Below are 22,929 nucleotides of genomic sequence, written 5' to 3' on the forward strand. Positions count from 1 at the left end.
TAGGGGCACGGCATGCCGTGCCCCTACGGCTACGCCGACGAAAATCCGGCAGATCGGTCACGTGCAGCCAGATGTGCTAGCGGCATGCCGTGCCCCCTACCGCACGCCGTCGTCAACCCACGAGCGACCATGCGTATGTAGTACCGGTTGCTCACCGGTCACGGGCACGACGAGCGAACAATGCGGCACCCTTCTACCCACCATCATTGAATCGATAACCAACGTGCGGCTCGGTGATGATGTAGCGCGGATGAGAAGGGTCTGGTTCAATCTTCACCCGTAAACGGCGAATAACCCCTTTGACGTAGTCAGTTGAGTCGGTATACTGTGGCCCCCATACTCGCTGCACAATCTGTCTTGCAGTGACGACACCATCGCGATGCGCGACTAGTTCGGCCAATACCGCGTATTCTATCGGCGTCAGATTGATCGTTTCCCCCTGGCGCTGCACAATACGGCGGTTTGTATCAATCAACAGATCGGCACATTGAATAACCGTCTGTTCACTACGACCACGACGTAAGACTGCCCGGATGCGGGCCAGTAGTTCGCTCAAACGGAAGGGCTTTACGAGATAGTCATCGGCGCCGTTATCAAGAGCGGTAACAATATCCGCTTCGGCACCTTTCACGCTAATCACAATGATCGGGGTTGAACGTTGCTGGCGGATTCGCTGACAGACAGCAATGCCGTGTAGCGATGGCATGACCAAATCGAGGAGAACCAGATCGGGAGTAAGGTGGCTAAACTTCTGTAATGCGCTTTCGCCGTCGTGAGCGATAGCAATGTTGTATCCCTGTGCCCGCAGTGAAGGCGTGATCGCAGCAACAATGCCCGGATCATCATCGACGATAAGGATACGCTGGTTCATACCTGTTCTCCTCCGTGATGCTCCAACGGACACCATGCGGTTGGTTGATCGTTGAGTAACGGTAGGGCAATCCGAAATACGCTGCCACCTCCCGGTCGTTCGTCCATCCAGATGCTTCCCTGATGAGCAGTAACGATCCCATGACAGATCGCAAGCCCTAAACCACTCCCGATCCGGTGGCTGCGCCGATCACGTTCTAAGCGGTAAAATCGGTCAAAGATGCGGTGCCGTTCGTTTGCCGGAATCCCCGGGCCGCGATCACCAACGCTTATCACCAGATCGGTATGTGTGCAGAAGGCTTCGAGGGTGATCGGTCCCTCAGGTGGCCCATACTTCTGGGCGTTTTCCAGTAGATTCCATAACACCTGCGTGATAAGTGACGGGTCGATATACAGAAGTGGCAGTGTCGGTGATATGCAGATGTTGACTCGACAAGCCGGAAATTGTTGGTGAAAGCTGGTGACAACGTCTTGTACCAGGGCATTGAATTCCACCCACTCACGGTCAAGCGGGAGAGTCCCTGCTTCAATCCGCGAGAGATCGAGCAGTTGATCGACAAACCGACTCAGGCGTGCTGTTTCCCGGGCAATATTCGATAACAGGGCGCGATGTTCACCAGGGGATACGTGATGTTGCCGTTCTAGTAAATCTTCGACCGAGGCACGAATCGCGGTCAACGGCGAGCGAAGGTCGTGCGATACACTGGCAAGGAAGGTGCTCTTCAAATGGTTCGCTTGCCGGAGAGCTTCATTCTCGCTTGCCACCTGACGCAGGCGGGCATTACTCAGTGTCAGTCCCAATTGTTGGGCAATGGTTAACAGCAGCGTCAGATCTTCACCGCTGATATGGCGATGAGCACGACTTCCGATCAACAGGGCACCGGCATTGGTGGCGTGGAGAATCAATGGTAGTGCTACCAGATCACAAAATCCATGAAGAGGCAATAGTGCGGCTTCGGGGGCAACAGCATGTTGACGACACAGCCAGATCGGTTGGCCTGTGCTAATGACGGTGTCGATCAAGACCAGCAGGTGAGCCTGATCAATAGCAATCTGCGGTATGGCGGTGACTGCCAATTGTTTCTCTTCTTTGAGGACAATAATCCCCACATCGAGATTAGTGAGCACCAGAATGCGTTGCAGAACAATATCGATCTGGCGAATCGGGTCAAGGAGTGTGCTGAGAAACAGGGCCAGGGTGTTCAGCACTTCAGTCTGAGCTGCGTATGCCTGTAAGTCGGTGTAGAGACGTGCATGCCGTAAGATGGCTGCACTGTGCGTTGCCAATGTTGCGCCGCTCTGCTGGTCAATCTCAGCCCAGGGGCGTGCCGGTAGACGTATGGCCAGGATGACGCCACTAATATCGGGTAGGGGAAATCCGATGACTTCAGCGGTGGGTGTTATTGTACACTTGAGAAACGGGACAGTCGAAGCGCACCAGGTCAGAATGGTTGGATCATTGATAGCCTGTTGGAGCAAAGCCAGCGCTTGATGTCCTATTCCTCCCGGTGCATGCCAGACATGCGTGCGTGGTGTGTCGCCCGGATGTCCTTCCACGAGCATCACACTGCTGGCATTGAGTAAACGACCCATCTGTTCTGTGATTACGTTGGGAGCACAGGCGGGATCAAGCACACTGCTCACAATCCGTATCGCATCGGTTAGACGCTCAAGAATGTTTGATGACTCACCACTCGTCGTTGTTGCACTGGTCATTGCTGGTGGTGTCCAGCCGGGAAACGTGCGCGGTCGGATCGGTTGTTTGATACGCTCCAGGCGGTACCGACGCTGAACTTCAGCCGCAGCAGCAGCCATAATACCGGTTAAAAAAGGGCGTACCAGCCGATAGTCGCCGGTAATATCGAGCACGCCAATCAACGATCCATTATCAGGGTGGAACACCGGTGCCGCCGTGCAGGTTACGTCTTGCCAGCCACTGCAATAATGTTCGGCACCTACCAGTTGCACCACATGACCGGTGGCCAGCGCCACACCTATCGCATTGGTTCCGGCCACCGCTTCGCTCCAGTTGCTACCCGGCAATAAGCCTTTGCGAGCAAGCTTGCGGCGACAGGCAGGATCGCCATCCACATCGAGCAGGGTTCCCTCGGCATCGCTGATCGCGACGACGTAGCCGGCATTACCGAGCGTTGCTCGTAAGCGGAGCAATACCGGATTGGCAGCACGCAGAAATGCCACGTTCAGCTCGTGCAGATCGCGCAATTGTTGATCGCTGGTGGTAGCAAAGCGGGCCAGATTGAGATCGGCATTAACCGCGAATGCCCGACACCGTTGCCACGACTCGCGGATGACAGTGCGCATCGGCGAGAGATCGACCTCGGTATTGGCGAGAAACTGTTCACGTAGCGTCGCAATCTGCCACACCAGGTTGTCAAGATTGGCCATGGTCGTTATATGCAGCGTTGCTCCGCTCATAGCGCCTCCCTGCGCCTGAAACCTGCTATCCATCTGTCTGGTTGCGGTAATCTGGTTATACCATACCTCAATCAGAGCGTCTACCACTTGCGCCCGTTTTTTCACCACTTTTTCACCGCACCATATCTTCGCCCCTGCTACGATGAAGCCATCCCACTTCCCACTAATCCAGTCACAAGGTTGGTGATCAGGTCATTGAGGACAGGAGGCGCTTATGTATCGCACTGCTGATGGTCGTGAGATCTTCGTTATTGATGCCCACACCCATTTGTGGGATGCTAGTCCGGAGAACCAGCGCGGTAAGCTGGGGAAAGGCTGGATCGATTGCTTCTACGCCTACCACAAGAATCTGTCACCTGCCGATAAGGTGTGGACGCTCGAACACTATCAGCGCTATTCGGTGACCGATATGGCGCGTGATCTGTTTGTCGAAGGGTACGTGGATATGTGCATTCTTCAGTCAACGAACCTGTTTGAGTTCTACCACACCGGTTTTAATCCTATCGAACGTAACGCCCAGTTGAAAGAGGCGTTCCCTGAGCGGGTAATTCTGAACGGTTCGTTTGATCCGCGCCATGGCGAAGACGGCCCGCTTGGTCTGAATGCCCTGCGCCGGGCAAAAGCGCAGTACGACATTCAGGGGGTCAAGCTCTACACCGCAGAGTGGCACAATGGCTCGCGTGGCTGGAAGTTAAATGATCCGGCAGCTTACCGCTTCTTTGAAGAGTGTGAGCGGCTTGGCATTAGGAATATTCACATTCACAAAGGCCCCACGATCTGGCCGCTCGATCGCGATGCATTTGATGTCGCCGATGTCGATCATGTAGCGACCGATTTTCCCGGCCTGACCTTTATCGTCGAGCATTGTGGTTTGCCGCGCCTGGAAGACTTCTGCTGGATTGCAACGCAGGAGACCAATGTCTGGGGTGGCCTGGCGGTAGCAATGCCGTTCATTCACTCGCGTCCGCGCTATTTTGCCGAAGTGATGGCGAATCTGCTCTACTGGCTTGGCCCGGATAAGCTGACCTTTGCCAGTGATTATGCTCTCTGGACACCGGGCTGGCTGATCGATAAGTTTATGGCGTTTGAGTTGCCGTCCGATCTTGAGGCTGAGTTTGGGGCGAAGCTCACCCTGGAGACCAAGGAGAAGATTCTCGGTCTGAATGCTGCCCGCCTCTACGGTATCGATGTTGAAGCGAAGAAGGCTCAGCTTCGGAATATGCCGGTTGTACTTGATGGTGCGACACCTGCGGTTGCGTGAAAGGTGCCTGCCAATGCCAACACTTACCGAGATTTATCGTGCGCTGGCCGAGGTGTATGATCCCGAACTTGATACCCCGATCACCGAATTGGGGTTCGTCAATGAGGTACAGGTGGCCGATGGTCACGTCACGGTGACGTACACAGTGCCTACGTTCTGGTGCGCCCCCAACTTCGTCTTTATGATGTCGCAAGACATTCGCCACGAGGTAGCGCAGATTCCAGGTGTGACCCGGGTTACCGTGATCGTCCACAACAATTGTCTGGAAGACGAGATCAACCGTGGGGTGAATGCTGGTCGCAGCTTCGCCGAGACCTTCCCCAATGATGTTGATCGACAGACCGATCTCGAAGCACTGCGTCATACGTTCACCGTCAAGAGTTTTCTGGCGCGGCAGGATGTCTTGATTCGCCGAATGCGACAGGCTGGACTGGCCGACGCGGTGATTCTGGCCTTGCGCATTGGTGACGTGATGGTCCAGGGAGAGGATCTGTTGCTGCAAACGACCCCACCGCAGCGAGTAGCGCTGGCCGCAGCCGATTTACGCCGGTATCTTCACAAACGACGTCGGTTGCATCTGGCGATGACGGCCGATGCCTGCCTGTTCACAACCGTTGAAGATCGTTCTATCACAGAAGCTGAACTACCGGCCTACCTGCGCTACTCCCGCTCGGCCCGGCTCAACATTGCCTTCAATACCAGTCTTTGTGAAGGACTGTTGCGTACACAGTTCTTTCCTGAACGTCAGTACGACTATTCCAGTGTGGGTGATCGCCTGATGATTGGATAGAGAGGACAAACCTATGCGTGCTGCCCGTCTCCACGAGTACGATGAACATCTCAATGTCCAACTGCAACTCGAAGACGTGCCCTTGCCGAAGATCACCAAGCCCGGTGATGTTATCGTTCGCATCGGCGCAGCCGGCCTGTGTCGTACCGATCTGCACATCATTGAAGGGGTTTGGAAAGATATTCAAGACCCCCAACGCACGCTGCTTCCCTACATCCTCGGCCACGAGAACGCAGGTTGGGTTGAAGAGGTCGGGCCTGGTGTGACCTCAGTCAAGGTCGGTGATCCGGTGATCTGCCATCCGTTACGCTCGTGTGGCGTCTGCCTTGGTTGTCGGCGCGGCGAGGACATGTACTGCGAGCACGGTAGTTTCCCCGGTCTCAACTGTGATGGTGGTTTCGCTGAGTACATGCTCACCAACGAACGAGCGTTGATTAAGCTCAATCCCAACGTGGCACCGGTTGACGTTGCGCCCCTGGCTGATGCCGGCATTACCGCCTATCGGGTAGCCAAAAAGGCTGCCCGGAAATTAAATCCCGGCCAGTATTGTGTCATTCTCGGTGTGGGTGGATTAGGGCACATCGCATTGCAATCGGTACGCGAATTGTGTGGGGCACGTATTATTGCCATTGATCGTTCAGAAGCGGCTCGTCAGTTAGCGCGTAATTTGGGGGCGCACTATGTGCTCGATGGCAGTGATGCCATCGTGCAAGAGGTGAAGGAGCTAACGCACGGTGGCGCTCACGTGGTGATTGACTTCGTCGGCGAACTGGGTGCCGAGCAGGTCTCGTGGCAAATGCTGCGACAGGGCGGAACCCATTTTGTGGTTGGCTATGGTGGGGCGGTTCACGTGCCAACCGTGCACATGATCATTACCGAAATAGCCATTGAAGGTAGCCTGGTCGGTAACTACGTCGAGCTGGTTGAACTGATGGAACTGAATGCCGAAGGTCGGGTTAAGCTTCACGGTCAGCAATACCGGCTTGATCAGATCAACCAGGCGATTGACGATTTCAAGAACCGACGAATTGCCGGTAGAGCGGTGATTGTGCCCTAAGTGACGGTCTGAACCGTTGTAATTGAGATCATCTGGATGTCATTTTACCGGGCAGGTAAGGGTATGGTCTTGCCTGCCCGGTAATGTTGACCCGGATACGATCACATCTTGCGTGATCCCGTCTGTCGCGACATCTCACCGGATATGCCGTGATCTACGACTATCCATCCCATCCGATCACATGCTGTGTGCTCCCGTCTATCGCGGCATCTCACCGGATATGCCGTGATCTGCAACTATCCATCCCATGGGCGATAATTCGTGGGTGTCATCAGCCCAACCCGGATGAACGTGGGGTGAGCTGATGAACGCAGCGATGCCATCATTGGCGCAATGTTGATATGATCCTGGACGTTTGACGTGTATGTGCAGTAGGGGTGGGTTCCGAACCCGCCCCTACGGACGTTGCCCGTTCCGGATCACATTACTATCGTGATTGATTATTAGAGTAGAACAGGGGCGCACGGCTGTGCGCCCCTACTGGTGTGGTGTTATCGCAGCGTTACTATTGGTGCGACATGCTTTGTGCAAATCGGGATTGGCAGAAAGGGTAACTATACATAAGTAGTCTTCCTGCTAGTGATCTTCAGCGCTCGCTCGGATCAAAGAGAAGCTGTCTCAGCAATTCTTCCCTTGATGCCGGTGGTGTGGTCAGTAGTTCGGCGAGAAGCTGATCTGTGCGCGGCGCTGATGGGCGGCGTACCGGCCAGAATTGCAACCCCAGACCTCCGACCAGTAAGATGAAGCCAACCACGAACCAGAATGATGCATTGAACGGTGAATTTGTGGCTGTGCGAGGTAGACGACTCGGCAACTGATCGCTATTCCCTACCGGTTTCGCCTCACTGTCGGTCTCAATACCGGTAAAAGGCAGTTTTGGTGGAACCGATTCAGGTATGGCCGGAGCTACTGCCGGTGGTGGAACTGGTTCCGCTGTTGGTGCTTCAACGGTCAACCCTGACTCTGTGGCGTTATTGGGAGCCGGACTGGTAAAGAAGAGATGGGCAACAACCGTATCGCCGGGGCCAACGGCAACCTCCAACGGTGGCTGGCCAGGTGACCCCTGATCTGGGGTTAATTGCAGAGCCAGCACATAGAATCCCGACTCCACCCAACGATCATAATTACCATTATTGTCACTGTAAACGACTGTATCACCGACTTGTACAGCGATATTGGGCGCAGGTGCATAGGTTCGCAGATCTATAATCGTCCCGGTAACCCGACCCATCGGTACGGCCGTTGGCTCGCTAGTAGGCACGATATTGACCGGCGGTATAGTTGGGCGTGGCGATGGTTGCAGCGCCGGTGCTGCGGTTGACGGCGTGGGAAGTGGGAGCAACGTAAAACCGATGACCATTGCGATCACGCCGCAAATCATCATACCAAAGCTGATCATTCGTCGTTGCATAAGCAACTCCTTATCCCTTTAGCGGTTGTATGTGTGGCTGGCGCAGACAACAATCGCCACGAAGACAATTGTAGCATCTGCCGCTATGTTCTGCTATATTGCTGCCTCCTGCGGGCTGTACGGCAGGTATGCTGACAACCCGCAGGATGTTAATCTATTCCGATACCACAATGGTGATGTCGGCGCGGTTATTCGTCTCATTACCCTCTTCGATGGCGCCGAACGGTGATCGTATGTCACCCGATACGTTGCGGTTCCAGCTATCGACGTAGACGTAGATGGTGTTACGGCCAGGTGGCAGGCGTCCATTCCATGTCGGTGAACTGGCAGCCGGATCATATCCGAACGGATTAGTCGTACTGCGTGGGAAGCTGATCAGGGTCACACTCTCGCCGGGCTGGAGTGTGCCATCGAAGAACCATGCGAGTCCTTGCCGTGCCAGCTCGTTCCACGGTTCGTTAACGTTCGGTGGTCGGCTAGGGTTGACGTAGAGATCGACCCAGAAGTTGCTGGCCGGCTCGCGGCCCACGTTGGTAACCGTGACACGGTAGGTGACCGGTATGTTCTTGTTCGGACTCGTTGGCGTCGCCTGTACGCTGACAATCAGATCAGGCGGACCTTGCGCGATGGTCATTGGCAAGAAGACCATGACCCGCGGGTAGTAGCCCATATCTATGGTGACATTCTGTCCGGCATTGAGTGTGAGGGTTACTTCAGGCCCATCACTATCGGTGGCGTCATCGCCGACATTTGGTTGTGCCGGCAGGTAACCGAGCCGATTGGTAAAGATAACTGTAACCTGACCCGGTGGTAAACCGGTTACAGAGTATGCACCATTGGTATCGGTAGCGACTTCAACCGTCTGCGGCAGTGTCGGCGTCAGGGTTGGTGTGTAAATGACGGTGACTCTGACGCCACTAGCACGGTCGGTTTCCGATGGATCACGGATGTTATTTTCATTGGTGTCGAACCAGGCGGTACCGCTTACGCTGCCGGTTCCGCGTAAGCCGGCGTCGATGCTTGCCAACGCCTGTCCACTGGTGAGAGTGAAGGTCGCGGTTGTGCCATCATTGCGGAAATCGTTGTCATTGTCAACGGTGATGGAACCACTTCCGTTGTTGGTGGTCGCGTAGCCGGCAGGAAGGCTCAACTGCAACGAATAGCTACCTGGGGTAAGATTGCTGAACGTGTAGCTCCCATTCGCCAGAGTCTGTGTGGTTGCTACCGCTGCCCCACCACTATCGCGTAGCGTGATCGTGATGCCGGGCAATCCAGGTTCACCACTGTCGAACAGTCCGTTACCATTGACATCAAACCAGACGGTATCGCCAACAGCCGTTGTACGATAGAGGCCAAAGTCAATCGTCGTGTTATTGGCGTTGAGCGTGACACTACTGCCAACGGCATTGCTGTCGGTGGCCGGATTACCACCCTGATTAGCCGCACTTAAGAGATAGCCAAACCGTTCAACCGTCTGGATCGTTACTGTGCTGCCGGGTGGAATGTTGCCAATGGTGTAGTTAGGACTCAAACCGCTGGCAGTGGTCGAGACGGCGCTCAATGTGAACGATGGGTTGGTCGTATTAATGACATTGCCAGTCGTCGTAACGAGAACTGTCACTGTTACACCATCGAGCGCCTGCTCACCGCTATCCTGGATGCCGTTGGCGTTGGTATCTTCCCATACCAGGTCGCCAATGGATAGCGCACCGCGTAGACCGGCATCAATGTAGGTAATGTTTGCCGCTGAGGCAACAGTAAAGGTAGCAGTACAACCGCTTGCGTCAATATCACTGTTATTGTCGGTCGTGAGTGTGCTGCCCTGGGTTGTTGGCGTAAAGCCGGTTGGAAGCGTGATACAAATCTGGTATGTCGCGTTAGTCAGACCGGTCGGTTCGATGCCGGTGATGGCGAATGCACCGTTCACGTCAGTCGTAACCGGAGTGCCGGGACCGCTGCTACTTCCGATCAACCTGACACTGACGCCTTCCATCCCAGGTTCACCGCTATCGAACAGGCCATCGCTGTTGGTATCGAACCAGACAGTGCCACTGATCTGGGCTGTGCGATAGTAGCCAAACGGCACTGCTGCTGCCTGAGCACTCAAAACCAGACCGGTGTTGGCCGTGCCGATATTGCCCGGCGAACGAGTGAAACCGGAAGGATCGCTCACGATGCTTACCGTGTAGGTGCCAGGCGGGCCGCTAAAGGTCGCAATGCCAGCGAGATCGGTCTGTACTGTACCACTAATCGGGCCATTGAATAACACCGGGATCAGTCGGATACCGGCTTCACCGCTCTCAAAGGTATTGTTAATCGTCACCGTTTCGTTGAATACCCGTGCATTGACAGTGACATTCTGATAGTACCCCTGGTCGCGACTTTCGGTCGCACCGGCGGCTAAAGGCTGGTTCGTCAATTGTGCCGTGCCATCACTATCGGTTGCATCACTGCCCTGGTCGACCTGCGTGACCTGATAGGCTGGGGTCGCCGTCGGCGGCGTGAAACTCAGCGAGAAGGTGGCGGCAGGCAGACCGCTAAAGCTGTAGTTTCCACTGCTATCGCTGGCTACACTGCGTGTGATGGTAGTGTTCAAATTGGGCAAACTGACCGTTGCCGTCAGATTGACCGTGACATTTGCCAGCAATCCGTCATTTGCACCACCGCGCTGCCCATCATAGTCACCATCAACGAAGGTAATACCGTTGACAGTACCGGTGCCGATCATGGCTGCCGAGCGATTCGTGGTTTGACCATCGGTGACCGTGAACAGATCGGTGCGTCCATTGTTTCCAACAAGCGTCGCAACGCTGTTGTCGCCGGTATTCGCTGCCACGAAGCTGACATTGGTCGGGTCGGGATTGACAAATTCGAGCCGATAGCTTGCTCCCTCAACATTATTGATGATGAAGTTACCGTTGCTATCGGTTGTTGTGGTTGATACGACGATGTCTGTCGTATCCAGCAATCGTACCGTTACCCCACTGATCCCTGGCTCACCACTGGCCAGGTTGTCTGCCGGGCCGGCAGTGCCGTCAAAGAAGACCCGTCCGCTCACTGTGCCAAAGGTATAGAACCCGAAGACGTTGGTCGTACCCGGCGGTGCTGTTTCAGTTTGCGAACTACCACCGCTACTCAATGGTGAACCGGCCACCGGCACGGCGGCTGTTGAGCCTGATGAGGGCAGGAGACCACTGAGCGCACTGGAACCTTCATCAACATTGAGGTTATACGAACCCGGGCGGATGGTAAAGGTCACCAGCCCACCTGTTGTCGTGGTTCCGGTCAGTACCGGCGTGCCGCCTTGTTCGAGGAATACACGAACACCGACAATCCCATTTTCTCCGCTATCCCACTGATTGTTGCGTCCAGCCGACGGTTCGCGGAAGACGCGGGCTGTGATAGTTACGTTACGGAAGTAACCCTGATCGACATTCGCAATCGTTCCGCCAGCCGCGGGATTGGTGATGGTGACGGTCGGGCCATCACTATCAATCGTATCATCACTACCGACATTGGCGTCACTGGCAATATAGGTAGAAGATGGCGGAGCAAAGATTACGGTGTAGCTCACCCCGTTGCCACCGGGTAAGTTGTTAAAGGCATAGGTGGGGGCAGGCGTGTTGAGGGTTGCCTGATAGGTGGCGACCAGATTGGTCAGATTCGCGGTTACCGTCAACGTGACGGTGGCACCACTCAGGTCGGTGTCGCCGGCATCTTGCAGATTGTCGGCATTGTTATCTTCAAAAATGCGCCCACTAACCGTCGTCTGCCCACGGAAACCGGCATTGACGTTGGTTAGAGAACCGTTATAAGGAACGGTTAGCGTATTTGTACTGCTGGTGGCTACATTACCGGCGGTGGTCACATCGCTATCACCACCGGTGATAAAGACATAGTTACCGGTATCAGGATTAGTGAAGCGCACCGTGTAATCGGCAGGCAGAATATTGTTGAACGTATACGTGCCGTTCGTCGCAGTCGTTGTGGTAGCAACTACGGTATTAGAAGTGTCAACAAGTTCAACGGTAACATTGCGTAGACGTGGCTCGCCGCTGTTAGCCAGATCATCGGCATTGGCATCGAAGAAGGCAAGCCCACTGATGCTACCCGGACGGTAGTAGCCAAAATCCGCGTTCACTACTGCCTGGCTGTTCAAATTCGAGAAGTTGACACTACCGGTATTACCGGGGGAAGCCTGATAGCCGCTCGGTGCAGTAACAGTGACCGTATACGAACCGGGGCGCAGGTTAAAGATGGCTTCCCCACCGATATTTGTCGTAAGCGTTTGCGATTCGGTGCCGGTGACTTGCACGGTGCCCCCGCTAATTCCAGGTTCACCACTGTCAAGAGTGTTGTTGATCGTCACCGTCTCCCCAAAGACACGGACGACAATGCGTACTGGACGATAGAAGCCGGCATCAATGCCATTGTTTGCCGTGTTTAAGGTTGGGGTAAAAATGTCGGTACGCCAGACGCTGCCAACGACATTAGATATGAGATCGCTGTAGTCTTGATATGTGGTCTCAGTTGGATCAATCGTTGCACCGGATGGCTGTAGACTACCGACAAAACCGATGTATCCGGCACCGGCGGTTGAGAGGTCAAAGGTGGCGTAGATCGGCTCGGCAGGCAGACCAGGGAGGTTATACAATCCACTGGTATCACTTGTGGCAGTGCCTAGAAGCGTGTTATCGCTGGCCCGATAGGCACTAATCGTAACATTTGGAATGCCTGCTTCACCCGTATCGAACATGCCATTCCCATTCGCATCCTCAAACACCCGGTTACCAATACTGGCCCGTGTCATGCCGAAATCGACATTGATGTCTTCGGGTGTGGAGTCGTTGACGGTCGTTTCACGATAAACGTAACGATCACCGTTGGTGTTGGTTGCAGCAGTTCCCGTAGAATTGCCCAACCCTACCAATGCCCCGCCGGGTTGGAAGTTGGCTGGGTCAAGCACGATGCGATACGTATTCCCTAACGGTAAATCATCAAACAGGTAGTAGCCGGGCTGTCCGTCATTGGGATTATTGGTGGTAACGGTAAAGATCTCTCCGCCGTTGCGAATGCCGTCGTTGGCGATACCACCGCCGCGACCATCGTCAACAAAGACGGTCACGCCATTGATGCCGGCTTCACCAGTGTCTTGAGAACCATTGCTATTGTCATCAAGCCAGACAAAATCGCCAACCACACCCTTGTAGAAACCAAAGCGCTGATCGGTGCGGGTGTTTGTTCCTGTGGTCAGGGTGATGGTTGGCCCGGTAACATCACCCGCAGGTACACCGTCTGGCGAACCCACGTCACCGCCGGTCGCGTTTGGTGAATTGGCCGCGCCGAAGAGCAGAGCACCACCGGTGAACTGGCTACTGGGAATCACCACCTGATAGGTTGCGGTCAGGGGCAGGCTGGGGAAGACGAAGATACCCCCTTCTTCAGGCTGAGTTGAGCCGATGCGCTGGCGGGTGGTGGTCGTTGCGACAGTGGTTGACGTTAACGTGTTTACCAGTTGGACAGTAACCCCGTTCAGGCGAGGTTCGGTCGTATCCCACAACCCATTCCGGTTGTTATCGCGCCAGACGAAACCACTGATGGCACCACGGGTGAAACCGATGTCAACATTGTCGATATTAACGCCGCGTCCGGTGTTGGGGAACGATGCTTCGACGTTGCCACCGGTCAGCACTGCATTTGAGTCACGGATACCGGGGTTGGGATCGCCGTCGTTGACAAAGGATTGGGTGACGATGTATCCCGTGGGGATGTCAGCCGCCAGGATACGCACCCGATACCCGGCACCAGTCGGAGCGTTGTTGAACGTGGCCCGGCCCAGTGAGTCGGTATTTACCGGCCCGGCAACCGTGTTGCCGATGCTGTCAACCAGGCGGACCGGCAGATTGCTGAACGCCGGCTCGCCAGCATCCTGAATTCCATCGGCATCACTGTCGTCCCAGACCCGCACTGAGATGCTGCGGGTACCTGCCGGAGCACCGGTATCTATCGAACCGCCGTCAAGCTCTCGCAGACCAATGCGTTGGGTGACGGCCCCGCCAGCAATGGTTACAAACGACAACAGACCGGGGTTGTCTGGCCCCGGTACTGACACAACGCGGGCGCCGATATTGCTAACCTCGATGCGGTAATTACCATCGGGAAGCGCGGGGAAGACAACCTGCCCGCCGGCATCAGTCGTGTTCAGCCCAACGATCACACTCTCAGCAGAGTAGACGGCGATTTGAACCCCACCGATCCCGGTCTCACCACTGTCGAATGTACCGTTACGATTACTATCAAGATAAACCTGAACGGTAAGCGTACCGGCAGCGAAGACCGACAGGGCCGCACCAAAGATCATACTGATGGTACAGACGATAGTGAGGGTAAGAATAAACAATCGTTTTCTGAAGAGTGTGGTCTGGATTCTCGCGAGTGTCTGGTGAGCCATTCGTGTTCTCTCATCACTTACACAAGAGCAGGTACACTATGAATGACAATGCGCAGTACAACGATTTTATTGTACTGCGCACCAACATCAGAATGCAATAGTTAATTATTCCTTCTCGACGTTAGTACTACATTGGTGATTGTAATAAGATGTTCAATTGTCTGACCACAGGCGTTTTGTTTAAAGGTTCAGAGATACCACATTACTGCATTCCTGATTGAAGTGGGAAGCGCAACGACTCGGCTAATGCTTCACCACGCCGGACGTGGTAGACATCGATCCGTAAGCTGGTGAGATGGTTGAGGAGTGGGGTTGGGTCATGCCAACCGCCATAACTGCGTGGATCGATAAAGATCACGGCAGCCCGTACCCCACGGTAGAGATGTTGTTGCAGGGCAGTAATCCAGCGTGGATCAAGATCGGACGTAATAATGATCAATGTCGTATCACGCCCGAAGCGCTGCCCCTCGGCGATCAGGAGTTCGGCCAGCGAATGTTGCCCGACGGCGCGTAGCACGGCCAGCAATTCGAGCATCTTCCAGAGTTGACGCTCCTCACGTTCAGCCGGAATGACCTCAAGTCGCTCACTCCAGGCGAGCAGGCCAACGATCCGGTTTTGGGCGAGCAGGGTACGGGCAAGTGAAGCAGCCACGCACACTGCATGCTCTTCCGTGGAGTCGGGTGGTGGGCGGTGGCGGGGTGGAGCCTGGCGCTGCCACCAGGGAGTGCTCTGCCGTTCATCGCGTTCCGGTTGCGCTGATGGCATACGCACGACCGCTCGCTCGTGGCAATCGAGAATGAGATAGATGTCGGCGAACGGGTCTAGCTCGAACTCTTTTACCATCAGCCGTCCGTGACGGGCGGTGCTGCGCCAGTGAATGCGGTTCAGGCTATCGCCAGGTTGGTAATCACGGATCGTAGCAACATTGGGAGTCATCGTGTGTGTGCGGATGAGACTTGACGATCCACCGACCAGATCGGCACCGGGTAGCCGAACATCGGACAAGACTTCGGTGGGCGGATAGACGATGATCTCGCCACCACCGGCAATCAGGCGCGAGAAGCGGAAGAGGCCGAACGGATCGCTGCTAATGATCCGGGTTGGGCCGAGTCTGAACCGTCCGCGATGGGTACATAGCGTGCGTGTTGTCCAGCGTGTTGTCTCGCGGCTACCCAGATAGGTGACGAAACCGGCTTCGTGGTTGGGGAGATCCGACTCGTCTTGTAGTTCGATCCACAGTTTGGGTAACCACCAGCGGTTACGAATGGTAATTCGTTCCCGTGTGTATTCACCAACGCTGGCGCGCAGGCTGGAGTGCTCACGTTCGACGCTTAGGCCACGTAAATTGAGCCATGTCCAGACGAGCGCTACCAGAGGTAAGCCGGCCAGGATGTAGCTCAGGTGGAAAAAGAGGCGTTGGCCGGTGCTTTGAGCAGCCAGATAACTGGCACCGGCGAGCAGTAAGATCAAGAGTGGGCGGATAACATTCATGGTGGAACCGTAAGCATTATGATACGTCTTATCGAATTGTAGCACAAGGTTAGTGGGGAATGGGGAACTGTCGTTGTAGACGACCTTCACGATGATAAGCGCGGGAAGGTGTGGGTTGGTGAGAGCACCGGCGGCGCTGACCGGCGGTCGGGCGGAGAGATGCGGCAGCATGGCTGCCGCCCGCCAAAAGGCGGTGGCAGCACGACCGGTGTAGACCGATGGGATGAGTAGTGAGATGTGGAAGCTCTCTGGCGATAGCATCTTTGGTGCTGACTGGTAGGGTAAGAGCGAGTATTGACGATCTTGCAAATAGTTTTTTGTGTTATAATTGCGCATGCAACGAAATAGATGATTGAGCGACTTGAGGTGGCACATGAGCGGTCGGCGGGTTAGTGGTGTTCTCCTCCATCCTTCGGCGTTATCGGGCAGTGGAGGGATTGGCGATATTGGTGACATGGCGTACCGGTTTGTAGACTGGCTGGCAACGGCGAAGCAGCGACGCTGGCAAATTATGCCGCTTGGGCCAACCAGCTACGGTGACTCGCCGTATGCCGGTTTGTCAGCGCTGGCAGGGAATCCGTTGCTCATTTCACTTGAACAACTGGTGCGGATGGGATGGCTTGATGAGGGTGCGTTGGTTGGGGCACCGGGTAGCAACGGCGATTGGATCGACTACGGTGCAATCATTCCTTGGAAGCTGACTCGTTTAGAGTGGGCGTTTGCCCGTTTTCTCGCGCACGGTAGTGCAGATCAGCGGGCGGAATTTGCGCGATTCTGTGACGAACAGCAGGCGTGGTTAGATACATTTGCACTCTTTGCGGCGCTGAAGGAAGCCTACCGGGGTGCGCCATGGAACCGCTGGGATGCAGCTCTGGCGCGACGTGAACCGACGGCTCTGGCAGAGGCTCGTCAGCGGCTGGCGGATCGCATTCGCTTTCAGCAATTCTTGCAATGGCTCTTTTTCAGCCAGTGGGCTGCACTGCGCCAGTACGCGAATGAGCGTGGTATTCAGATTATCGGCGATCTACCAATTTTTGTAGCGTTCGATAGTGCCGATGTCTGGGCCAATCCCGATATTTTCCACCTGGATGATGCAGGTAACCCGACCGTCGTTGCCGGTGTGCCACCAGACTACTTCAGTCCTACCGGTCAACGCTGGGGTAATCCGCTCTACCGCTGGGATCGGCTGGCGGAACGGCAGTATGACTGGTGGATTGAGCGATTTCGGGTGCTCTTACAGTTGGTAGACATCGTGCGCATCGATCACTTCCGCGGGTTTGCAGCGTACTGGGAAGTGCCGGCAATGGCAGAAACGGCGCTCGAAGGGCGCTGGGTACCTGGCCCCGGTGCAGCCCTCTTTGAAGCGGTGCAGTCTCAGTTGGGTTCGTTGCCGATCATTGCTGAGGATTTGGGTCTGATTACACCTGATGTTGAAGCGTTGCGCCGGCAACTTGGTTTTCCCGGGATGGCAGTTTTGCAATTTGCCTGGGGTGGCGACGCGACCAGTAACTACTTACCGCACAACTATACCCGTGATCTTGTAGTGTATACCGGGACTCATGATAATGATACGACGGTAGGTTGGTGGTCAACGCTGGATGAACGTACTCGCCAGCACGTGCGGGATTATCTGGGAGCACGTGACGATCATATCGCGTGGGATTTTATTCGAGCGGCTTTGATGTCGGTCGCTGATACGGCAATTATTCCCATGCAAGATGTGTTGGGATTGGGTTCATGGGCACGGCTCAATCTTCCAGGTAGAGCGGAGGGCAATTGGGCGTGGCGCATGCGGAACGACCAGCTCAATTTCGATCTGGCTCATTATCTGGCGTACCTGACTGAATTGTACGGGCGGGTGTAGGAGCGTCTGCCGGTTATATCAAATCTGGTAGAGTAGAGGCAAAGATACACCAGCTACCGATTACCTCAGAGGTGGTAGGGGCGACGCATGCGTCGCCCCTACGACGCCAACACCCACTGGCAACTCGCCAGTGGCATACCCGCTAACGCTTCAGCACGAGGATCAAACATGAACGATGCACATTGTTGAGCAAGATTTGTATTATCTGTGAAAGTCCGGTATTGTATTAGTGGCTGATGTTTTGGGAGAGTCCGCGACGCGTGCTTTCAGAGGTGACACAATGCAAGAAGGGCGACATGCGTGTCGCCCTTCATTGTTCTCCCGGCATCTATTTGTGAAACCAGTTCTAGTCCAGATAGCTGTGTAACCGCTGACCAACGCTGGGATGGCGCAGGCGACGTAACGCTTCGGCCTCGATCTGGCGGGTGCGTTCGCGCGTGATGCCAAACGTTGCCCCGACCTCTTCAAGGGTGCGGCGTTGACCATCAATCAGGCCGTAGCGCAACTGGAGAATCTTGCGTTCACGTTCTGGCAGCTCGTTCAGCGCAGCCGTTAGCTCGGCGTGAAGCATCTTCTGCTCGGCGATCTCCATCGGTGAAGCCACCGTCTCATCGGCCAGTGTTTCGCTCACCCGACCTTCCTGCTCGTTGTTGAGCGGTTGTTCGAGAGAGATGGGCTGGGTTGAAGCGCGGATCAGGCGCTTGACTTTGCGCACACTCATATTGAGGGCGTGAGCCAGCTCTTCAGCAGTTGGTTCGCGCTCCAACTCCTGTTCGAGGCGATAGATGGCGCGGCGCAGGTGCACAATCGACTCGCTGAGATGAACAGGGAGACGGATCAGACGGCTCTGCTCGGCGATAGCCCTGGTTACGGCCTGGCGGATCCACCAGGTGGCATACGTGCTGAAGCGATTACCCTTTGTGTAGTCGAACTTCTCGACTGCACGCATCAAGCCGATGTTCCCCTCTTGCACGAGGTCCATGAAGGCCATCGGGCTGCCGATATACTTCTTCGCCACACTCACCACCAGGCGCAGATTGGCCTGAATCAGGCGCCGCCGCGCCTCTTCACCGCGAGCCATTTCCATCTCCAGCCGCATCCGTTCGCGGTCGTTGGCGAAATCCTCGTTGCGTAGACGTTGCCGTGCCTCTTTACCGCGACTGTACTGCCGGGCCAGCTCTACTTCCTCTTCGGCGGTAAGCAGTGGAACCTGACCGATCTCTTGCAAGTAGAGCTGTACCGAATCCTCAACTGGCTCAAAATCACCCTCACCCTCCAGGTCATCAAGTGGCTCCAGTTCTGCTACGTCGAGATCTTCTGGTTCGGGTTCATCATCGCCATCCCACTCAGCATCGAGTTCGGTGGCCTCTGCGGACAATTCCGGCTCCATTTCACTATCGGCTGCGTGCTTTTGAGGGAAGGCTTTCACGGCAGTACTCCTTCAATCTCCGGTTGACGCAACGATTCCGCGACCGTTCTTTGCGAGGCGTTAATAATTCGCTATCTGGATATACGCCTCTTCAAAGATTTTGGATGAGTATATTTTCGATCTTTGCACAGCTTTTGTCAAGATCATGTACGGATTAATTTTGCACTCATTTTCGGGCATGGGCATCAATCGTCTGCCCGGTCTGGCTTCGTGGAGGCAGTGCAGCCAGTTCAACCACCGCTGGCCCGATCTCGTCGGGGCTAAGCAGGCCGGTACGTACTTCTGGTACTGTTGTACGTACCATATGCGTATCGGCGAAGCCACCGGGGTGCACGATATTGACATTAATCCCGAAGCGACGAAGGTCTTTGGCCATTACCCGGGCCAGGCCATCGACGCCGGCTTTGGCCGCATAGTAAGCGGCGAAACCGGGTGCAGCGATGCGTTCGAGCGGTGCGCCAATGACGATGATGTTGCCACCACCAGCTTCAATCATCTGGGGAATGACTGCACGAGCGCTCAGGAACACTCCTTTGAGGAGCGTATCGATCACCGCATCCCACTGCTCTTCGCTGGTCTCCTGAATCGGGGCACGCAGCCCAACGCCAGCAGCAGCAACCAGTACACGGATGGGGCCAAAGCGGTCGTAAGCCTGAGCCACGGCCTGATTCAGTTGAGCACTGTCACGCACGTCAGCCGTCAGCCCAAAACCGCGCTGGCCGCTTTCTTCAATGAGCCAGACCGTTTCGGCAACCTCATCGGCGCTGCGGGCTAATACGGAAACCTGGGCACCGGCACGGGCCAGCGCCAGCGCACTGGCCCGACCCAGACCACGGCCACCACCGGTCACCAGGGCATGTATGCCGTTTAACGTCATAACCCTTCTCCTTTTGTCAATGCTTTGCAAATATTTTGCACTATATCATCGTTATACCACACTTTGCCGTAGCGAGGGACGAAAAGATGGTTGTTATGACGACGTTGTATGAATTTAGCTCATTCATCATCGGTAGGCCAGATCATCGTGCCGATCACGCACATCGTGCCGATGACCGGCGCAACCTGTGCCCGGCGCATGGTGGGGGAAGCTGTGCATACGCATGCCAGGCCACGCGACACCTGCATTGCGGAGCGTGGATGGTAAAGCTTCATAAGTTCATGTCAGGTGGGTTATAATGCAAGCGTATTCTCACCGATTCTGATGCACGTTAGCGAGAGCAAAGCAATGCTGGACACCTTACCGTTGCCGACTGCCTATGCACCTGATGGAGGGTCGGTGCAGTGTAATCATTTATGGCTGGAGTTGAGTGCTAGCGGAGAAGTTGTGGGAGACCTGGTGGAAGCCTGTGCACAGATTCTGGCCTGGAACGAGTCTGAGGTCGTAGCAGCCAGGCAATGGATTGCAACGCTCTCTGCCGGGGATCCGCCGTTGCAACTGGCAGCGCCGTTGCGACGTGACCCGACACGTTATGTTCAGATCATGATCCGGCGCAGTGAGTCCGCATTGACTGCTCAGGCTGTCGAAGTGACAGCACTCTTGACCGCCCAACGGGCAGCTCAGCATCAGCTTGATGTGATTTTGAGTGCGCTGGACAGTCTGGAAGAGGGCTTTCTGCTACTTGATAAAGATGATCGGATCGTCTTCTGCAATCGACGCTACCGTGAATTGTATGCCATCAGTGCTGATCTCGTGACGCCTGGCCGTCCATTTGCCGAAATGATCCGCATTGGCGCCGAGCGAGGGCAATACGCTGAAGCGATTGGGCGGGTTGAGGAGTGGGTTGAGGAGCGGTTACGAAAACATGCCGCACTCGAACCGGTTGAGCAACATCTCGCCGATGGGCGCTGGATTCGGATTGTCGAGCGCAGGACTTCCGATGGGGGCATCGTCGGATTGCGGATTGACATCACTGAGTTGAAAAAGGCAGAAGAGCTGCGCCGGCAACTGGCGGTACGTGAAGAGGTCATTGCAACCCAGGCTGCATTGCTGGCTGAGCTGTCGACTCCCTTACTCGAAGTTGCCACACGAGTACTGCTGGCGCCGATGGTCGGCGCATTCGATAGTTCGCGGGTGGCAAGATTGATTGAGTCGCTTTTACAGGCGGTGCAGCGCCGACAGACCCGCATTGTTGTGCTCGACGTAACCGGGGTGCCGTTGATTGATACGCAGGTTGCGCATGCTATTTTGCAGTGTGCCACATCGTTGCGATTGCTCGGTGCTCAGTTGGTGATCACCGGGATTCGTCCCGATGTTGCGCAGACGCTGGTTGCACTTGGTGTTGATCTAAGCACGATTGTGACCCGTGCCGATCTACGCGATGGAGTGCAGTATGCGTTGCGGCAGAGCAGGTGATCTATAGGAGTTATCTCATTCATTACTGACAGACCTTATGAATGATCGTGAGGAGTATACAGCATCCCCATGACCAGCAGGGTCAACAGCGTGACACCTGCCCGACACAAAGCAGGACTGATGCGGCAGCAGGGCTGCCGCACGCCAAACGCTGCGATACGGGCATGACAAGCGGGTAAGGCAACCAATCCAACGAGTGATGGCACTGGAGATGGTCGTTAGCCCTCTTTGCTGCTATACCGGTAGCCGGGGAGCAGGATATACTGTCGTTGGCGATTGGCAGACGTTCATGCGCCTGAGCGACCGTCTGGAAGTAGACAGCACAGTTTTTATGAAATAAGGTCAAGAACACACACGTTTCGTTGTCCCCTGGCAAAAACACTTTCGCTATCAAGCCGCTCACACTCGCAGACGGCTTGATAGCGTTTTTGATGTGAAGCGTAGACACCGATGACTATGCACTCAAGGGTTTGGGCTGTTGACGCAGGAGCAACACGATGTCGTCTTCGATCTGCGATGGCAGATCGGTTGGGGCGTAGCGGCGGTATGGCTTGCCATTGCGATCAACCAGGAATTTCGTGAAGTTCCATTTAATCGCTGTGCTGCCAAATAGACCAGGCAGTTGGGTCTTTAAGTAGGTAAACAACGGGTGTTCATTCGGTCCATTAACATCAATTTTGGCAAAGAGAGGGAAGGTTACCTGATATGTACGCTCACAGAATTCAGCAATTGCTTCATTGCTACGTGGTTCCTGCATAAACTGGTTGCTCGGAAAGCCCAATACTGTGAAGCCCTGGTCTCGATAACGACGATAAAGCTGTTCGAGACCGGCGTACTGAGGAGCCAGGCCACACATGCTGGCTACATTAACAATAAGCAACACCTGACCACTAAAATCGGCCAGTGATTGGATTGAACCATCTATTCGTTGTGCGGAGAACTGATAAACTGTCATGGGTGTATTCCTTTAAGATTATTTAAACATTTCATCCAGTCCTTGTATTGTTACTTACATTATTATTGTACTACCAAAATGTGTGGTTACTGGAGAGAATAATCACAGCAATTACGGGCATGGGCAAAACGCAACAACCCGCTGGCCTCTGTGGTGAATGTGGTGAGCACGCCCACGGCGAGTGCGGGTATGGGGAATGAAACAATCCGCTGTGCCCTCTGCGTCTCTGTGGTGAAAAATGACAACGTAGACCTTCTGTTCGTTCCTGAACCTCACTGGGGGACGGGAGGCAATGGGCAGTGCAGGTAAGCAAGGTTGACGTTTTGACTTGTTAATGATATTTTGTGTCAAAACAAGTCGTAGGAGTTGCCTCCATCCACACCGGTTTGTAAGAAATGTGGCACCGGCTGAGGAATGGTGCTATTCCTGGACTGGTCCAGCGGGTGTCGCCAATTCATATTTGCGCACTGTGTTTTTGAGACGAAGTCTTATAAATTGCCGCCAGTTGATGCTCTCTACATGGTGACAGAGCGGTGGGATGGCACGTGCGCGTGCCGGCG

At 55.0% G+C, this 22,929-nt stretch carries 14 protein-coding genes; 6 read left to right on the forward strand and 8 right to left on the reverse strand.

The features are described from left to right. Positions 1-193: 193 nt before the first annotated feature. Positions 194-871 (reverse strand): response regulator transcription factor, encoded by a 678-nt coding sequence (locus VAE57_RS15820; protein WP_322822824.1) that lies wholly within the window; start codon positions 869-871, stop codon positions 194-196. Continuing rightward, positions 868-3,306 (reverse strand): ATP-binding protein, encoded by a 2,439-nt coding sequence (locus VAE57_RS15825; RefSeq protein WP_322822825.1) that lies wholly within the window; start codon positions 3,304-3,306, stop codon positions 868-870. The genes VAE57_RS15820 and VAE57_RS15825 overlap by 4 nt, the downstream gene beginning before the upstream one ends. 214 nt (positions 3,307-3,520) lie before the next feature. Between VAE57_RS15825 and VAE57_RS15830 the strand changes: the two genes are divergently transcribed. From VAE57_RS15830 to VAE57_RS15840, 3 genes are read left to right on the forward strand one after another with little or no spacing between them, the layout of a single operon-like run. Beyond that, a complete protein-coding gene (locus VAE57_RS15830) occupies positions 3,521-4,567 on the forward strand; it encodes an amidohydrolase family protein (RefSeq protein WP_322822826.1) in 1,047 nt (348 codons plus the stop codon). A gap of 13 nt (positions 4,568-4,580) precedes the next feature. Then, on the forward strand, positions 4,581-5,357 hold the full coding sequence (locus tag VAE57_RS15835) for an iron-sulfur cluster assembly protein (protein WP_322822827.1): 777 nt from the start codon (positions 4,581-4,583) through the stop codon (positions 5,355-5,357). Positions 5,358-5,370: 13 nt separating this feature from the next. Next, positions 5,371-6,414 (forward strand): NAD(P)-dependent alcohol dehydrogenase, encoded by a 1,044-nt coding sequence (locus VAE57_RS15840; protein WP_322822828.1) that lies wholly within the window; start codon positions 5,371-5,373, stop codon positions 6,412-6,414. Positions 6,415-7,000: 586 nt separating this feature from the next. On the opposite strand, the gene VAE57_RS15845 is transcribed toward VAE57_RS15840, so the two are convergent. The 3 genes from VAE57_RS15845 to VAE57_RS15855 form a co-directional block, all read right to left on the reverse strand. Then, positions 7,001-7,825, reverse strand: coding sequence for a hypothetical protein (locus VAE57_RS15845; RefSeq protein ID WP_322822829.1), 825 nt, complete (start codon positions 7,823-7,825; stop codon positions 7,001-7,003). A 154-nt stretch (positions 7,826-7,979) separates the two neighbouring features. After that, positions 7,980-14,276: an SdrD B-like domain-containing protein gene (locus VAE57_RS15850; protein ID WP_322822830.1), complete on the reverse strand. Its 6,297-nt coding sequence runs from the start codon at positions 14,274-14,276 to the stop codon at positions 7,980-7,982. 202 nt (positions 14,277-14,478) lie between these two features. Continuing rightward, entirely contained in the window at positions 14,479-15,768 is a 1,290-nt protein-coding gene (locus VAE57_RS15855; protein WP_416208466.1) for a DUF58 domain-containing protein, read from the reverse strand. Positions 15,769-16,141: 373 nt separating this feature from the next. Here VAE57_RS15855 and malQ point away from each other — a divergent pair, with 373 nt between their 5' ends. Then, on the forward strand, positions 16,142-17,632 hold the full coding sequence (malQ, locus tag VAE57_RS15860) for a 4-alpha-glucanotransferase (RefSeq protein ID WP_322822832.1): 1,491 nt from the start codon (positions 16,142-16,144) through the stop codon (positions 17,630-17,632). A gap of 346 nt (positions 17,633-17,978) precedes the next feature. Here the strand turns inward: malQ and VAE57_RS15865 are convergent, their stop codons facing one another. Both VAE57_RS15865 and VAE57_RS15870 read right to left on the reverse strand, forming a co-directional pair. Then, positions 17,979-19,061 carry a sigma-70 family RNA polymerase sigma factor gene (locus tag VAE57_RS15865; protein WP_322822833.1) on the reverse strand — a complete coding sequence of 361 codons (1,083 nt, stop codon included), beginning with the start codon at positions 19,059-19,061 and terminating at the stop codon, positions 17,979-17,981. A 166-nt stretch (positions 19,062-19,227) separates the two neighbouring features. After that, the gene (locus VAE57_RS15870) at positions 19,228-19,938 is read right to left on the reverse strand and encodes an SDR family NAD(P)-dependent oxidoreductase (protein ID WP_322822834.1); all 711 of its coding nucleotides are present in this window, start codon (positions 19,936-19,938) and stop codon (positions 19,228-19,230) included. Between the two features lie 108 nt (positions 19,939-20,046). Between VAE57_RS15870 and VAE57_RS15875 the strand changes: the two genes are divergently transcribed. Both VAE57_RS15875 and VAE57_RS15880 read left to right on the forward strand, forming a co-directional pair. Next, positions 20,047-20,205 carry a hypothetical protein gene (locus VAE57_RS15875; RefSeq protein WP_322822835.1) on the forward strand — a complete coding sequence of 53 codons (159 nt, stop codon included), beginning with the start codon at positions 20,047-20,049 and terminating at the stop codon, positions 20,203-20,205. 81 nt (positions 20,206-20,286) lie between these two features. After that, the gene (locus tag VAE57_RS15880) at positions 20,287-21,414 is read left to right on the forward strand and encodes a PAS-domain containing protein (protein WP_322822836.1); all 1,128 of its coding nucleotides are present in this window, start codon (positions 20,287-20,289) and stop codon (positions 21,412-21,414) included. A 454-nt stretch (positions 21,415-21,868) separates the two neighbouring features. On the opposite strand, the gene VAE57_RS15885 is transcribed toward VAE57_RS15880, so the two are convergent. After that, positions 21,869-22,369, reverse strand: coding sequence for a glutathione peroxidase (locus VAE57_RS15885; protein WP_322822837.1), 501 nt, complete (start codon positions 22,367-22,369; stop codon positions 21,869-21,871). Between the last annotated feature and the right edge of the window lie 560 nt (positions 22,370-22,929).

It is taken from the genome of Chloroflexus sp. (assembly GCF_034434295.1).
In the GTDB taxonomy this organism is placed as follows: Bacteria; Chloroflexota; Chloroflexia; order Chloroflexales; family Chloroflexaceae; genus Chloroflexus.